11 protein-coding genes are annotated in these 13,425 nt (G+C 73.8%); 4 read left to right on the top strand and 7 right to left on the bottom strand.

Translation table 11 applies throughout. From position 1 onward, the window contains the following. The first annotated feature begins 26 nt into the window (after nucleotides 1-26). Together ACYVK5_RS15690 and ACYVK5_RS15685 are read left to right on the top strand one after the other, a co-directional pair. Nucleotides 27-1,547, top strand: coding sequence for an alpha-N-arabinofuranosidase (locus ACYVK5_RS15690; RefSeq protein WP_460706616.1), 1,521 nt, complete (start codon nucleotides 27-29; stop codon nucleotides 1,545-1,547). 34 nt (nucleotides 1,548-1,581) lie between these two features. Further along, nucleotides 1,582-3,303 carry a GH39 family glycosyl hydrolase gene (locus tag ACYVK5_RS15685; protein ID WP_460706614.1) on the top strand — a complete coding sequence of 574 codons (1,722 nt, stop codon included), beginning with the start codon at nucleotides 1,582-1,584 and terminating at the stop codon, nucleotides 3,301-3,303. 127 nt (nucleotides 3,304-3,430) lie between these two features. Here ACYVK5_RS15685 and ACYVK5_RS15680 read toward each other — a convergent pair whose 3' ends face one another. The 3 genes from ACYVK5_RS15680 to ACYVK5_RS15670 are packed head-to-tail and all read right to left on the bottom strand — an operon-like array spanning nucleotide 3,431 to nucleotide 6,593. Continuing rightward, nucleotides 3,431-4,459 carry an ABC transporter permease gene (locus ACYVK5_RS15680; RefSeq protein WP_460706612.1) on the bottom strand — a complete coding sequence of 343 codons (1,029 nt, stop codon included), beginning with the start codon at nucleotides 4,457-4,459 and terminating at the stop codon, nucleotides 3,431-3,433. Next, nucleotides 4,456-5,469 (bottom strand): ABC transporter ATP-binding protein, encoded by a 1,014-nt coding sequence (locus ACYVK5_RS15675; RefSeq protein WP_460706610.1) that lies wholly within the window; start codon nucleotides 5,467-5,469, stop codon nucleotides 4,456-4,458. Before ACYVK5_RS15675 ends, ACYVK5_RS15680 begins: the two co-directional genes overlap by 4 nt. After that, the gene (locus ACYVK5_RS15670) at nucleotides 5,466-6,593 is read right to left on the bottom strand and encodes a hypothetical protein (protein WP_460706608.1); all 1,128 of its coding nucleotides are present in this window, start codon (nucleotides 6,591-6,593) and stop codon (nucleotides 5,466-5,468) included. Before ACYVK5_RS15670 ends, ACYVK5_RS15675 begins: the two co-directional genes overlap by 4 nt. Before the next feature lie 164 nt (nucleotides 6,594-6,757). Between ACYVK5_RS15670 and ACYVK5_RS15665 the strand changes: the two genes are divergently transcribed. Both ACYVK5_RS15665 and ACYVK5_RS15660 read left to right on the top strand, forming a co-directional pair. Continuing rightward, complete coding sequence (locus ACYVK5_RS15665) at nucleotides 6,758-7,441, top strand: response regulator transcription factor (protein WP_460706606.1); 684 nt, start codon at nucleotides 6,758-6,760, stop codon at nucleotides 7,439-7,441. Next, nucleotides 7,441-8,973: a HAMP domain-containing sensor histidine kinase gene (locus ACYVK5_RS15660; RefSeq protein ID WP_460706604.1), complete on the top strand. Its 1,533-nt coding sequence runs from the start codon at nucleotides 7,441-7,443 to the stop codon at nucleotides 8,971-8,973. Before ACYVK5_RS15665 ends, ACYVK5_RS15660 begins: the two co-directional genes overlap by 1 nt. A gap of 121 nt (nucleotides 8,974-9,094) precedes the next feature. Here ACYVK5_RS15660 and ACYVK5_RS15655 read toward each other — a convergent pair whose 3' ends face one another. From ACYVK5_RS15655 to ACYVK5_RS15640, 4 genes are all read right to left on the bottom strand, one after another. Further along, entirely contained in the window at nucleotides 9,095-10,300 is a 1,206-nt protein-coding gene (locus ACYVK5_RS15655; protein WP_460706602.1) for an NAD(P)/FAD-dependent oxidoreductase, read from the bottom strand. Nucleotides 10,301-10,528: 228 nt separating this feature from the next. After that, nucleotides 10,529-11,500, bottom strand: a complete 972-nt coding sequence (sigJ, locus tag ACYVK5_RS15650) for an RNA polymerase sigma factor SigJ (RefSeq protein ID WP_460706600.1) — start codon at nucleotides 11,498-11,500, stop codon at nucleotides 10,529-10,531. A gap of 9 nt (nucleotides 11,501-11,509) precedes the next feature. Beyond that, complete coding sequence (locus ACYVK5_RS15645; RefSeq protein WP_460706598.1) at nucleotides 11,510-12,085, bottom strand: hypothetical protein; 576 nt, start codon at nucleotides 12,083-12,085, stop codon at nucleotides 11,510-11,512. A gap of 97 nt (nucleotides 12,086-12,182) precedes the next feature. Continuing rightward, nucleotides 12,183-13,385 (bottom strand): FAD-dependent oxidoreductase, encoded by a 1,203-nt coding sequence (locus ACYVK5_RS15640; protein ID WP_460706596.1) that lies wholly within the window; start codon nucleotides 13,383-13,385, stop codon nucleotides 12,183-12,185. Nucleotides 13,386-13,425 lie beyond the last annotated feature (40 nt).

The following is a 13,425-nucleotide window of genomic DNA, read 5'->3' as shown; positions in this document are numbered from 1 at the left end:
CGGACGCCGTCGTACCGGAAGGCGACATGACGACCACAGCGATCATCAACCTGGACCTGCCGGGCCCGGTCATCTCCCGTCACGTCTACGGGCACTTCGCCGAGCACCTCGGCCGGTGCATCTACGGCGGGTTCTGGGTGGGCGAGGACTCGGACGTGCCCCACGTCCGCGGCATCCGCTCGGATGTCGTGGCGGCGCTGCGGGCGCTGCGCATCCCGAACCTGCGGTGGCCCGGGGGCTGCTTCGCCGACACCTATCACTGGCGGGACGGCGTCGGCCCGCGGAAGCAGCGCCCGAGGATCGTGAACAGTCACTGGGGCGACGTCGTGGAGGACAACGCCTTCGGCACCCACGAGTTCCTCGACCTCTGCGAACTGCTGGGCGCCGAACCGTACGTGTCGGGGAACGTCGGATCCGGCTCGGTGCAGGAGATGGCGGAGTGGGTCGAGTACCTCACCCGCGGCGACGACTCGCCGATGGCGGCGCTGCGCCGCGAGCACGGCAGGGACGAGCCGTGGCGTGTCCCGTTCTGGGGCATCGGCAACGAGACCTGGGGGTGCGGCGGCAACATGCGGGCCGAGCAGTACGCCTCCCTCGCCCGCCACTACTCGACGTTCGTGCGCGACCAGGGCGAGAACCGGGTCTACCGCATCGCCGTCGGCCCCCACGACGACCAGTACGACTGGACCGAGACCATGATGCGGTCGTTCGACGACCTGGCCGCCGACCCGGCCGCGCCGGCCGATCCGTTCCAGGCGCTCTCGCTGCATTACTACACGATGACGGGCTCCTGGTCGGACAAGGGTGAGGCGACCCGGTTCACCGAGGACGAGTGGTACACCGCGCTGTCCCGCGCGTCGCGGATCGAGGAGTTCCTCGCCCGGCACAGCACGGTCATGGACCGCTACGACCCGCACCGCAAGGTCGGCCTGGCGGTCGACGAGTGGGGCACCTGGTGGAACGCGGAGCCGGGAACCAACCCGGGCTTCCTGTACCAGCAGAACACGCTGCGGGACGCGCTCGTCGCCAGCACCCACCTCGACGCCTTCCACCGGCACGCGGACCGCGTGGTCATGGCGAACATCGCGCAGACGGTCAACGTGCTCCAGGCGATGCTTCTCACCGACCCGGACTCCGGCGCGCTCGTGCTCACGCCCACGTACCACGTGTTCGAGATGAACACCGGCCACCACGACGCGGCGTCACTGGACGTCTTCCTGCGCGACGTCCCGACGACCGAGGCCGACGGGCGCACGCTCCCCCTCGTCTCCGTCACCGCGTCGACCAGGGACGACGGCGCGCTCGTCTCGCTGAGCAACCTGGACGCGGCCGAGCCCCGCGAGGTGGTGCTGGACCTCCGCGGCCGTACCGCCGAGTGGACCGGCGCGCGGATCCTCACCGCGCCGGCCCTCCAGTCGCACAACACGCCCGACGCGCCGTCGGCCGTCGCGCCCGCCCCGTTCGACGGCGTCCGCGAGCACCCGCGCGGCCTGCTGGTGGAGCTGCCGCCGCACTCCTACGTCACCACCGAGCTCCGGCTCGCCTGAGCGCCCGACCGGAACCCGTGAAGGGATGAACACCATGTCCGACGACGCCGTGTCCGGCACCATCTCCGACGACGCCACGTCCGTGCCGCTGCCCGACACCGGGATGCCCGGCCACGCCACACCGCCGCAGGCCGCTCTCCGGATCGACGGCGCGGAGCCGGTCGAGCGCGCGCTGCAGCACATCTGGAACGAGTGCGTCGGGGCGGGCCGCGCCCACGAGGCGCTCCGGGCGGACTGGCAGGAACACTTCCGCGAGGTGGTCCGGGTGCTGGGTGCGCGGTACGTCCGCTTCCATGGCGTCTTCCACGACGACATGTTCGTCTACCGCACCACGAACGGCGGCGGTTTCGGCCCCGGGGAGTCGCTCCCCGAACCCCGGTACACGTACGCCTACGTCGACAAGGTCTTCGACGCCATCCTGGAGACCGGCGCCCGGCCGTTCGTGGAGCTCGGGTTCATGCCCCGCGAACTGGCCACGGCCACGGAGACCGTCTTCTGGTGGAAGGCGCACGGCAGCCCGCCCTCCGACATGAACCGGTGGATCGAGCTGGTGACCACCACGGTGCGGCACTGGATCGGCCGGTACGGGATCGAGGAGGTGCGCCGCTGGCCGTTCGAGGTGTGGAACGAGCCGAACCTGGTCCCCCACTTCTGGACGGGGACGCGCACCGAGTACTTCGAGCTGTACGGGGCGACGGCGCGGGCGATCAAGGCGATCGACCCCGAGCTGCAGGTCGGCGGGCCGTCCACCAGCGTGTTCGTGCCCGACGACCGCTACCGCGGCGAGACGGAGGACCGCACCCAGGAATACGCGACCGCCGTGGCCGACGACGTCGACGCACTCCACTGGCGTCCCGTGTGGATCAAGGAGTTCCTCGACTGGTGCGCCGCCCGCGACCTCCCGGTCGACTTCGTGACGACCCACCTGTACCCCACCGACTACGCCTTCGGCGCCGACGGCGAGGGGCACGCCATCAGCCGCTACGCCGACGCCACCTACGACGACCTCGTCATGCTGCGCGAGATCCTGGCCGGCAGCGCGTTCCCGCAGGCGGCGATCCACATCACCGAGTGGTCGACCTCGCCGTCGAGCCGCGACGCGATGCACGACACGGTGTTCGCGGCGACCTACATCACGCGCGCCTATCTGCAGTGCGCGGAGTTCGCGGACTCGATCGCCTACTGGACGTTCACGGACGTGTTCGAGGAGGGCGGCGCGGGGATCGGGCCGTTCCACGGCGGGTTCGGGCTGGTCAACGAGCAGGGCATCCACAAGCCGACCTTCCACGCGATGGCGATGCTCGCCCGGCTGGGTGACCGGCTGCTGCTGTCGACGCCGCAGGGCGTGCTGACCCGCTCCGGTGCCACGGGAGAGCTCGCGGGGCTCTTCTTCAACTACCCGGAGGAGATGGGCCGCGCGTCCGTCGGCTCGCGGGACGGGTATGCGACGACGCGCCCGCTGGCCGACGTCGGCCCGGCGCGCAGGATCCGGCACCGCGTCGAAGGACTGGCGCCCGGCACCCGGTTCCAGGTCGAGATCCTCGACCTGGAGCACGGGAACGTCGCCGAGACGTGGCATCAGCTGGGCGAGCCGCTCAACCTGACCAGGGAGGAGACCGCGCGGCTGCGCACCGAGGCCGACGCCCTCCGGCGCGAGCGGCTCACGGTGTCGCCGTCGGGGGTGCTCGACCTGGACGTCGAGCTCCCCGCCTGGGCCGTGATGTCCCTCATGGAGCACGAGCCCGCCCGGCCATGAGGTTCCCTGCGAGCCACGAGCTTGCTTACCGATCTGCCGACAATGGCGTAAGCATCCTCATGGCTCGCAGGGAACCTCATGGTTCGTGATCGGGAGACTCGACGCGGCACGGCAGCGCCGCGGCGGGTCAGCCGTCGCGGGTCGTGAGGCGGGCGTAGGCCAGGGACAGGCCGATGACCAGGTAGCACAGCGCCCGGAACGCGCCCTCGGCCAGGCCGTTGAACGACACCGGGTCCCGGATCAGGTCGACCAGGACCGTCACGGAGTCCGGGAGCAGGAACGGGTGCAGCCAGTCGAGCGCCGAGATCTGCATGAGCACGACCGAGACGATCAGCCCGCCGAGCACGCTCACCACCACCAGCATCGGGTGCTCGGTGGACGCCGAGACCGCCAGCGCGACCGCCCCGATCGCCATGAGGTAGAGCGTCGCCCAGGCCACGGCGACGGCCAGCCGACCCAGCACGTCCGCGATCGACAGCTCCGTCCCGGACATGGATATCAGGCCGTCCGTCCCGCTCAGGATCAGCCCGGTCACCAGGCCGGACGCGACGACCAACCCGGACGCGACGAAGGCGACCGCGAGCACGCCCGCCGACTTGACCAGCAGCAGCCGCCCGCGGGACACCGGGGCGAGCAGCCAGCCGCGCAGCGCGCCGTGGGACTGCTCGCCGGCCAGCGCGTCCCCGCTCGCCATCGCGACGGTGAGGGGCAGAAGCATCATGAGCATCGTCATCAGCGACCCCAGCGGCAGCACGAACGCGCTGGAGGCCATCGTGACGAAGATCGGCGGCCCGCCACCGGGCCCGGGCCCGGGTCCCGGTCCCATCTGGCCGGAGGTGGCCGGCCCGTCGAGCGTCAGGTCGACGGCCACGCCGGTGATCACCGGGAGCGCGGCGAGCAGCGCCAGGACGGCCAGCGTCCGCGGGCGCCGGAAGATCCACCGCACCTCAGCCCGCAGCAGGCGCACGAGCGGCACACGACGGCGAGCCGGCAGCACGGCGGCGCCGTCCGCCCCGGGCCGCCGCGCGGTCATCGGATCCTGCGCGGTCATCAGGCCCGGGCCGGCCGGCGCGGCACCGCCGGTCACCCGTCCTGGCTCCGCCATCGGGCCGCGCGCGACGGGGCCTCGTTCCGTCCCCGGTTCTCGCGTGGTCATCGGATCTCCTCCGGTTCGTCGCCGTCCAGCACGCCGACCATGTCGCCCACGTCGTGCGTCAGCCGCGCGAACGCCTCCTCCAGCCCGGTGCGCTCCCGCCGGGCCTCGTCCACGCGCACGCCCGCGCGGACCAGCGTCTCGATCGCCGCGGCCGGCGTCGTCGTCGCGATGTCCACGCGCACGCCGTCGGGCGCGAGCCGCCCGGGGATCCGGCCGGTACGCAGGACCTCCACGGCCCGCGCGCCGTCGGGCGTGGTGACGAGCAGCGTGGGGCTGCCGGACTCCAGCAGGTCGTCCAGCGCGCCCTGCGCGACGACGACGCCCTGGTTGAGCACGACCACGTGCGTGCAGGTGGCCTCGACCTCCGCCAGGAGGTGCGACGACACGAGCACCGTCACGCCGCGGGCGTGCAGCTCCGCGATGATCCGGCGGACCTCCTGCGTACCGGCCGGATCGAGGCCGTTCGTCGGCTCGTCCAGCACGACGAGCCTGCGGGGCGCGAGCAGCGCCGACGCGAGACCCAGGCGCTGCTTCATGCCGAGCGAGTATTCGCGGTACTTCCGCCCGGCCGCGTGCGTGAGCCCGACCCGCTCCAGCGCCGCGGACACGGCGCCGTGCAGTTCCCCGCCGGCCAGCAGCGGCTCGGCGGCGGCGAACCGCATCAGGTTCTCCCGGCCGGACAGGAACGGGTGGAGGCCGGGGCCCTCCACGAGCGCCCCGACGTGCGGCAGCACCCGGTCGACGTGCCCCGGCACGGGCACGCCCAGCAGCTCGATCTCCCCCTCGGTCGGCTGGACGAGCCCGAGCAGCATCCGGATCGTCGTCGTCTTGCCGGAGCCGTTCGGCCCCAGCATCCCGACCACGGCGCCCTCCGGGACCTCCAGGTCCACGCCGTCCACGGCGATCGTGCCGCGGTAGACCTTGCGCAGCCCCCGGGTGCGCGCCGCGACGGCGGTACCGGAGGCGCCCGCCTCCGGTACCGCCGCCTCGGCGGTGCGTACCGTCGTCACTCCTGGACCGCCCTGTCGCTGTCGAGGGCGTCGACGAGCACCTGCTGCGGCACCGCACCGGCCGCGACCCGGCCGTCGTCGGTGATGATCGCGCCGCCGACGGCGATCCGCACATGGGTCCCGGAACCGAACTCGCCGGACACGGGCACGCCGATCTGGCCGAGCATCCCGCTGAGGTCCGGGGCGTCCCCGCCGAACTCCTGGCCGAACTCCCCGCCTGGCCCGGTCAGGTCCCCGGACTCCGCCCCGGAGGGCATCTCGCCGATCACTACCGTGTCCCAGCCGTCGCCGACCGTCGTCGTCCGCTCCTCGAACGCCTCGGCGTCGTGCCCCGCGCCCTCGCCCGCCGCACGTGCGACGTCGTCGGCCTCCGTGGTGTCGACCTCGGCGCCCTCCGGCGGCGTGAACTCGAACAGGTCCGCGTCCTGCGCGCCGACCGCGAAGCCGGTGAAGCCGAGGGAGAGGACGGCGTCGGTGCTGCCGTTGGCGAAAACGTCGAGGCGCAGCGGCACGCGCGTCTCGTCGTCGATCGCGACCGTGATCTCCCGCAGCAGCGTCTTCTCCGACGGCTTCGGCGTCAGGACGAGTTCGTACGCGGGCCGGCCCGCCACCCGCGCGGTGCCGTCCACGAAGATGTCGCTGGTCGGGGCCAGCCGCTCGATGAGTTCCGCCGCCGCCCGCGAGGGGTCCGCCAGCTCGCCCTCGGCGCGCTCCCGGGCGGCCGCCGCGTCGGCGTCGTCCCAGGTGAAGTGCTTCGCCTTGTGCTCCTGCGAGTCGTAGGCCCATGCCTCGCCGGCGTTCTTCACGAACGTGACCTCGGACGCCGGGCGCTCGATCTGGACTCGGGCGCTCTCCTCGCCGTCGTGGAACACGCGCACCGACTCGACGTCGAGCGCCTCCATCCCCGGGACGACCGGCAACCCGAGCTCGTTCTCGACCTCGGCCACGCCGTCGAACGCCGGCGGCCGGGCCTCCAGGACCGAGGTGACCAGCTCTTCCGCACCGATCTCGGGCAGCACCGGATCGTCGTCCGCACCGGCGGGCAGCGCGCTCAGCGCCAGGCCCGTCAGCCCGACGGCGATCCCCGACCCCGCGGCGACCAGTGCTTTCGTCCTCGGCCTCATGTCCGGCTCCTTCGCTCTCGTCTTCCAGTGTCCTGCACCGACACGATCAACGATCCCCCCTGCCTCCTGAGACGAACCTGAGACGCGGGCCGGAGCTGAGACGACGCTGAGAGCGGTCGGTGGGGCGGGGCGGATCGTGGGGTGCATGCGGCATGCTGGCAGCCATGAGACCGCAGATCCTCGTGGTCGACGACGAGCCGGGCGTGCGCAAGGCGCTGGATCGCGGCCTGCGTGCGGAGGGCATGGACGTCACCGTCGCCGCCGACGGGCCGACGGCGCTGAGGCTGGCGCGCACCGGGTCGTTCGACGCGATCCTGCTCGACATCATGATCCCCGGCCTGTCCGGGTACCGCGTGCTGGAGGAGCTGCGGTCCGCCCGGGTGACGACGCCCGTGCTGCTCGTCTCCGCGAAGGACGGCGAGGTGGACCAGGCCGACGGACTGGACCTCGGCGCCGACGGCTACGTGGTCAAGCCGTTCTCCTTCGTGGTGCTGGTCGCCCAGCTGCGCGCCACCCTGCGCCGGGCGGCCACCGGGACCGCGCGGGGCCGGATCCGCCTCGGCCCGCTCACCATCGACCGCGCCACCCGTGCCGTGCGGTACGACGACGTCGACGTCCCCCTGAGCCCGCGCGAGTACGCGCTGCTGGAGGCACTGGCCACGCGGGCCGGGACAGTGCGGACCAAGCAGGAGCTGCTGGACGAGGCGTGGGGCGACGAGCAGGCCGCGACCCGGAACGCCGTGGAGGTGTACATCGGCTACCTGCGCCGCAAGCTGTCCGCCGCCGGTGCCGGCGACCTGGTGCGGACCGTCCGGGGGCACGGGTACCAGCTCGGGGACCCGCGCTAGTGCGGTCGCCACCGAACGGGCACGGGTCGCCAAGCGGGCACGGGACACGCCGGCGCCGGGCGGGCACGTCGCTGCGTCTGCGGATCACGGCCCTCGCCACGGCGGTCACGCTGGCATGCCTGCTCGGCCTGGCGATGGTCGCGGGCCAGGGCCTCGGGCCGCTGCTGACGCATGCCGTGGACGACGAGCTCGCCGTGGCCCTGACCGGCGCGGCCCGCGAGGTCGTCGCCGGCCGGATGCCCGTCGCGCCCGACGGCCTGGAGGTACGCGTCCTCGACACGGCGGGAAACCCGGTCGACGGCGTCGATGCCGCCCCGGACGACGCCGGCAGCGGTAGCGCCTCGAACGACGCTGGCGGTTCTGCCTCGGGTGAAGGCGGTAGCGCCGCCCCGAACGACGACACAGGCGCACCCGGTGACGCGCCCGCCCTGACCCGCGACCAGGTTCGCACGCTGAAGGCCGGCATGCCGGTCACCACCGTGCCGCCGCCCGCCGGAAGCGGCGCCGCCGGTCCGCCGGTCCGCTGGCACGGGACCGTCGTGACCGCCCCGGACGGGAGCCAGCGGCTCGTGGTGGCCGGGTCGGGGCTCGTGGGCCAGAACGCCGCGGAGGAGTCGGGCAGCCGGTGGCTGCTGGTCATGGCGCTCGCCGGGACGGTGGTGGCCGGGGTCGCGATCTCGTTCGCCGTCGGGTCGGCGCTGCGCCCGGTCGCCCGGATGCGGCAGTCGGTGCGCCGGCTCGCGCCCGGCGCCCGCGTGGAGGTGCCTGACGCCGCCGCGGGCGAGCTGCGCGCCCTGGCCGACGACTTCAACGTCCTGCTGGACCGCACGGAGGCCACCGCGGAACGGCTGCGGCGGTTCACGGGCGACGCGGCGCACGAGCTGCGGTCACCGGTGGCGTCGATCCGCGTGCAGTCGGAGGTCGCGGCGGCCAACCCCGACCCGGAGCTCTCGCACGACGTGCACGCCGACGTCCTGGCGGACGCCGTGCGGTTGTCCGCGCTCCTCGACGGGCTGATGGCGCTGGCGCGCTCGGACGCCGGCGAGTTCCCGCCGCCCGACGACGTGGACCTGGTCGGCGAGGTGCGCGCGGCGGTGGCTCGTGCCGCGGACCAGCCGGTGCCGATCGTGGTCAAGGCCGTGGCGGGCGAGGCGTGGGCGGCCGCCGCGCACACCGAGGTCGAGCTGGTCCTCGACAACCTGCTGCGCAACGCCTGCCGGTACACGCGCACGCAGGTGGTGGTGTCGGTCCTCACCTACCGGGCGGGTGTCGGCGTCCTGGTCGACGACGACGGCCCGGGCGTCCCGCCGGAGCACCGCCCGAAGATCTTCGACCGCTTCTACCGGGTCTCGGACGACCGCGCCCGCACCTCGGGCGGCGCCGGGCTCGGTCTGGCACTGGTCGCCCAGCTCGTCCGCCGGCGGGGCGGCCGGGTCGCCGTCGACGAGTCCCCCGACGGCGGAGCCCGGTTCACGGCCGTCTGGCCCGAGGCCGGCGGCGGGGTGCGGCAGGCAGGGCCCCGGACGGGATGAGCCCCGCCTGCCCGGCGCCACCCGGGCGACCGGTCCCGGACCGCGAGTCCTCCGCTCCGGGCCCCGGCCTCCGGAGCTGAGCAGTCATCGGACCGGCCGTGCCCTCAGCCGACGCCGCGGCCTACCGGGCGCCCGCAACGCTCCCGGCGGAAGTGGTCCGCGCGGTCACGCGACGCCGTCGCACCGGGTAGGGCATGGGGTGTCCGACCGCCCACGCGACGTACCGGCAGATCAGTTCCTTGTGCCGGGCCGCCAGGCGCCCGCCGGGCGCGGCGGGCTTGGCCTGGTCGTCCGTCGTGACCATCTGGATGATGCCGTCGCGGCGACCCAGGCTGATGCACTGGTGGATGTAGGCCAGCGACGTGCTCGGGAGCTTTCCGCCGCTCAGCCGCGCGGCGATGGAGTCGGCGGCCTGCCAGGCCATCGGGATGGCCGAGGCGCACGACATGCGCAGCGGGTTGTCCTGCGGGCCTTCCGCGAGTGCGGCATCGCCCACCGCGTACACGTCGGGGTGGGACACGGACCGCATGGTCCCGTCGACGACGATCTGGCCGCGCGGCGAGACCGTCAGGGCCGTGGCGGCGGCGATCGGCTGCACGCCGAACCCGGCGGACCACACGGTGACGTCCGCCGGGATGGCGGTGCCACCGGCCACCACTTCGGTGGCACCGACACGCTCGATGTCGGTGTGCTCGTGGACCGTGACGCCCAGGCGGACGACGGCCTCGCGCAGGTGGCGCCGCCCGTTCGGGGAGAGCCAGCCGCCGAGGTCGCCGCGCGCGACGAGGGCGACGTCCAGGTCCCCGCGGGCCTCGGCGATCTCGGTGACCGCCTCGATGCCCGTCAGCCCGCCCCCGACCACCACGACGCGGCGGCCGGGAGCGAGCGATGCCAGCCGCTTGCGCAGGCGCAGCGCGCCCGGCCGGCTCGCGATCTCGTCGGCGTGCTCGACGACACCCGGCACACCGCCGTCGTCCCACGAACTTCCCAGGGCGTAGACGAGCGTGTCGTAGCCGAGTTCGTCGGGGCCGGCCGCGGCCGCGCCGACGCCGGGCCCGGCGAGGGAGACGGTCCGGCGTCCGACGTCGACGGCGGTCACACGTGCGATGCGGAGCGTGACGCCGGTCCCGGCGAGGATCTCGCGCAGCGGCCGCCGGCGCAGTTGCTCGCCGACGGCGACCTGGTGCATCCGGATGCGTTCGACGAAGTCCGGCTCGATGTTGACCAGGGTGATGTCCACGTCGTCGGGGTTCAGGCGACGGGCGAGACGTCCCGCGGCGATTGCTCCCGCGTATCCGGCTCCGAGGATGACGATGCGGTGCTTCATGACTGCACTCAGCTCCTGTCGTGGGTGGGTTGCGTACCTCCTGAACCGGACGGCGGCCCGATCCCTGACACTTCTGCCCGCTTCGGCCCGGTGATGCCGGTCACATGGCGAACGGCGCCGCACCGGGCGGCGCGGGCATCAGCGGCGTGGGGCCGAGCGGAGCGAGGGTCGTCCGGGCGGCACCGCCGTCACCCCGACGAGCCCGGCCGCACCCGGGCAGGCTCGCCGTCACCAGCCGCTGAGCAGCGGGTCCCCGTGGTCCGACGCCGCCCACCGGCGTCCCGCGCGGCCCAGCTTGTCCGGGTTGGCCTGGGTGAGGACCGCGGCGATGCCCTCGGCGGTCGCCGCCAGGGTGAGGATCCCGACCATCCGGTCCCCGACGGTGAACACCAGTGCCGGGTCGCCGTTCGCGGTCCAGGCGTAGATGTCGGGGCTCCCGCCGACGACGGCGCGCGCACCGGCGAGCGGGCGCCGGGCGTCGGCAGGCCGGAACACGCCGCGCAGGAACTGGGCGACGGCCGGGGCGCCGAAGAAGGGCTTCGGACGCACCGGGAACTTCCCGCCGCCGTCTCCGACACCCATCGCGTCGTCCGTGAGCAGCCGGATCAGCGGCTCGGTCCGGCCGCTCGTGGCCGCAGCCAGGAACTCCTCCACGACCTCGCGGGCGGCTGCCCGGTCGACGTCGGCGCGGGCCCGGGCCGTGGCCAGGTGCTGCTTGGCGCGGTGGAGGATCTGCTGGCAGTTCGCCTCGGTGATGCCGAGCATCCCGGCGATCTCCCCGTGCGAGTAGGCGAAGGCCTCTCGCAGCACGTAGACGGCCCTTTCGTGGGGCGAGAGGCGTTCCATCAGCACGAGCATCGCGACGGACACGGAGTCCCGCTGCTCGGTGGTCTCCGCCGGGCCGAGCATCGGGTCGCCGTCGAGCACCGGCTCGGGCAGCCACTCGCCCACGTAGACCTCGCGCCGGGCCCGTGCGGACTTCAGCTGGGTGAGGCACAGGTTGGTGAGGACCCGCGTCAGCCACGCCTCCGGCACGCGGATCTCGCCGCGGTCGGCGGCCTCCCAGCGCAGGAAGGTCTCCTGGGCCGCGTCCTCGGCCTCCGCGGCGGAGCCCAGGAGCCGGTACGCGATGGCTTCCAGCCTGCCCCGGAGCCCTTCGAAGAGTTCCAGCTCGTCATGCCGCACCGGCTCCTTGGTCATGCGCCGACCCTACGACGCCGGCCCGCCCGGTCCACCGGCGCCGTCCACCAAGGCGAGGGCGTGGGCGCGCCCGGGGCATTCGTGGGGGCCTGCGCCGAACGGCCGGCCGGCCAGATCGACCTCGACCACAGCCCCGGACGGGTCCACGCGGCGGGTGGCCGGCACGGGCGGGTCCTCCCCGGCGATCATGGCCCGCGTGGCGGCGCAGGCCTGGACCAGCAGGCCGATCCGGGCCGCGGTGCGCTCGTCCTTCACGCCGCCGCACGCCTCGACGAGCCGCTCGACCGCGCGATCCGCCGCCGCCGTCTGCGGCGCGTGCGGCTGGTACGCGGCGGCCACCACGTCGACGTCGGCCGACACCGAGCCGGGCACGCCGAGCGCCTCAGCGAGGATCGCCACGTGGTCGCCCGGGCGGCGCAGGGTGTCCGGATCGACATCGGCGAGCAGGTCCTCGGCCAGCTTCCGCCGACGCCGGTGATCCTCGCCGTCGCAGAACCGCGCCACCTGCGAGCGCAGCCAGGCCACCCCGTGATCGGCGTCCGGAACCGCGGGAACCCGGTAGTCGGGGTCGGTGAGGGGATCCATGGCGGCCACGGTAGTGGACGTCGAACTGCTGAGAGATCGCCCGAGGAGGCGTGGTCGGCCACCCGCGCGGCCTTCAGAGGTCGCCCGGGCTCGACGGTCAGTGGTCCGGGCGGGAGGCCGCGGAAGCGCCCTGCGGGTCCCACGTGATGCGGTAGTCGGTGGCCTGGTCGCGTGTGGCGCGGGCCGCGGCACGGCCGATCAGCGGGAGGATCACGTGGTCGCGGAACGCACGGGTGAGCGGGTTCGGGATCTTGGTGGAGCTGGTGCGCTTCGCCTGGGCGATCAGCCGTTCCACGCGGCCGCGCCGGGCCCGTTCGAAGGCGACGAGCGCGGCGGTCGGGGTCTCGTGGTCGCGCAGCATGGTGGCCAGCAGGACGCCGTCCTCGATCGCGAGGGAGGCTCCCTGCCCGGAGGTGGGTGAGATCGCGTGCGCGGCGTCCCCGACGAGCCCGACCGGACCGCGGTGCCAGACGGGCACGCGCGGCAGATCGACCGTGTTCCACGGGCCGACGACGTCGGGCGTCGCGCGGATCAGGTCGACGGCCGAGCCGGCGTCGTCGGCGAAGAGGGCCTCGAGTTGTGCCCGCCACTCCTCGGGGCGCCGGGCTCTGGCCTCGGCGCCGGTCAGGGCGCGCTTGCGCGGCACGTTGGCGAACCACCACACGTCCCCGGCGTCGCGGCGCAGGTAACCGAAAAAGGCGCGGCGGCCGAACTGCATGACGAACAGGCCGGTCGGCGCGTCCACGTCGACGCCGCTCGCGTACCCGCCGGTGTTCAGCAGGCGGGTATAGCGGGGTTCCGGGCAGTCCGGGTCGAGCACCCGGCGCACACGGGAGCGGACGCCGTCGGCCCCGACGAGGACGTCGCCGTGGGCCGTGGTGCCGTCGGTGAAGACGGCGGTGACGCCGTCCGGGGTGGTGGTGAGGTCGCCGAGGCGCTTGCCGTGGTGGATCGGGATGCCGCGGCGGAGCGCCTCGTCCCGCAAGGCAGAGTACAGGTCGGAGCGGCGGACGGACTGGCAGGTCGGACCGTCGCCGTAGCCCATCGGCATGCGGGCGAGCGGGCGGCCCGAGGCGCCGCGCAGTTCGAGGGCGGGGGTGTCGAAGCCGCCCAGGGCCCGGTGGTCGACGCCGATGAGGTCGAGGGCGGCCAGGCCGTTCGGTGCGAGGGAGAGGAAGGCGCCGACGTCGTCGGCGCCACGGTCGTAGGCCTCGTACACCTCGGCGCGGATGCCGGCCTTCCGCAGGGCCATGGCGGTCACGGGCCCGGCGATGCCCGCTCCGACGATGATGACGTCCATGACATGACCATAGTATGGCTAGCCATGAAATGGCAAGAGG

This window comes from Myceligenerans halotolerans (genome assembly GCF_054782975.1).
The sequence above is the reverse complement of the archived record's forward strand: the minus strand, read 5'-3'. Positions and strand labels throughout refer to the sequence as shown.

Excerpts from the sequence above, each read along its gene's own strand:
- ACYVK5_RS15670 (WP_460706608.1), bottom strand. The coding sequence starts at position 6,593 with ATGAGGCCGAGGACGAAAGCACTGGTCGCCGCGGGGTCGGGGATCGCC.
- ACYVK5_RS15655 (WP_460706602.1), bottom strand. The coding sequence starts at position 10,300 with ATGAAGCACCGCATCGTCATCCTCGGAGCCGGATACGCGGGAGCAATC.
- ACYVK5_RS15685 (WP_460706614.1), top strand. The coding sequence starts at position 1,582 with ATGTCCGACGACGCCGTGTCCGGCACCATCTCCGACGACGCCACGTCC.
- ACYVK5_RS15640 (WP_460706596.1), bottom strand. The coding sequence starts at position 13,385 with ATGGACGTCATCATCGTCGGAGCGGGCATCGCCGGGCCCGTGACCGCC.
- ACYVK5_RS15690 (WP_460706616.1), top strand. The coding sequence starts at position 27 with ATGACGACCACAGCGATCATCAACCTGGACCTGCCGGGCCCGGTCATC.
- ACYVK5_RS15680 (WP_460706612.1), bottom strand. The coding sequence starts at position 4,459 with ATGACCACGCGAGAACCGGGGACGGAACGAGGCCCCGTCGCGCGCGGC.
- ACYVK5_RS15645 (WP_460706598.1), bottom strand. The coding sequence starts at position 12,085 with ATGGATCCCCTCACCGACCCCGACTACCGGGTTCCCGCGGTTCCGGAC.
- ACYVK5_RS15665 (WP_460706606.1), top strand. The coding sequence starts at position 6,758 with ATGAGACCGCAGATCCTCGTGGTCGACGACGAGCCGGGCGTGCGCAAG.
- sigJ (WP_460706600.1), bottom strand. The coding sequence starts at position 11,500 with ATGACCAAGGAGCCGGTGCGGCATGACGAGCTGGAACTCTTCGAAGGG.